The organism is Mesorhizobium sp. M2A.F.Ca.ET.039.01.1.1, from assembly GCF_003998035.1.
Classification (GTDB): domain Bacteria; phylum Pseudomonadota; class Alphaproteobacteria; order Rhizobiales; family Rhizobiaceae; genus Mesorhizobium.
Window position 1 is genome coordinate 1 of record NZ_RZRY01001308.1, and the last position, 931, is coordinate 931.

At 54.2% G+C, this 931-nt stretch carries 2 protein-coding genes; both read right to left on the bottom strand.

What is annotated here, in order from left to right; genetic code table 11:
- Window positions 1–528: ABC transporter substrate-binding protein (locus EOA24_RS39490; RefSeq protein ID WP_245501992.1), on the bottom strand; the 528-nt coding region annotated here is incomplete at its 3' end.
- Window positions 529–582: 54 nt separating this feature from the next.
- The coding region (locus tag EOA24_RS39495; RefSeq protein WP_189354658.1) for an MlrC C-terminal domain-containing protein at window positions 583–931 on the bottom strand (349 nt) is incomplete at its 5' end.

The following is a 931-nucleotide window of genomic DNA, read 5'->3' on the forward strand; positions in this document are numbered from 1 at the left end:
CGCTTTTTCCCCGCGAATAATAGCTAGAGGATACCCGCCGGTGGATGCGAGTAAAGGTATGAGAAGCGGCAACGGTTCGTTAAGCGTAAACGTGAAGGTCTTTTCGTCTTTTTTCGAGATGTCCTTGGCTCTGGCCAGGATCAGTTTTCCACCAGCGTCCACCTGGCCCCAACGTCGTATGGAGGCCACACAGTCCGCCGCGGTGACTTGGCTGCCGTCGTGGAAGGCCAAGCCTTCACGGAGTTGGAATGTGTAGGTCTTCTTGTCCTCGGAAAGGCCCCACTTTTCTACCATTTGCGGCTGTGCTATCCCTTTGAGATTGGGTGCAAAAAGCGTGTCGTAAATCGCATAAGCATGCTGTGACGCATCTATTGAGATGACGGGATCGAACACATACAGGTTAGTAACGGCCCAACGTACCGTGCGCGCGTCCGCCGGCGTGGTCTGCGCCCGAAGGATTGTCGGCATGGATAACGCCGTTCCGGCGGCCAAACCTGTCTTGAGAATTTCGCGTCTAGTGATTGTCATGCTTCGTTCCTCTCTTTTTATAATTTGGTTAACTCCCAGTCGCCCCTACACGTTTTATGGAGCGGCGACGGAATGCCGGCGGGCGGTGATTTCGGGACTGGCAATATCGTGTTCGGGCCAGAAGTGCGCTTTCCGGAACTCGAACTGATGTTTTCTGTAGTAACCAACGCCAGGCGTATTCACTAGCACGGGCGTAGCTAGACCGGCGAAGTTCGAAACAAAGTGGAAACCTGATTTAACGACTACGAAATCGAGATCTCCGATAACCACGTGTTGGCTTGTAAAAGCAGCTGGATCAATAGTATCCGCCGGCTTTGTGGTCAGCAGCACTTGGATGCGGTCATCCACCCTGAGGACGGCCGTTGGTCCCATGGCACTGTGGGCTCCATTGCCGACGGGTCCC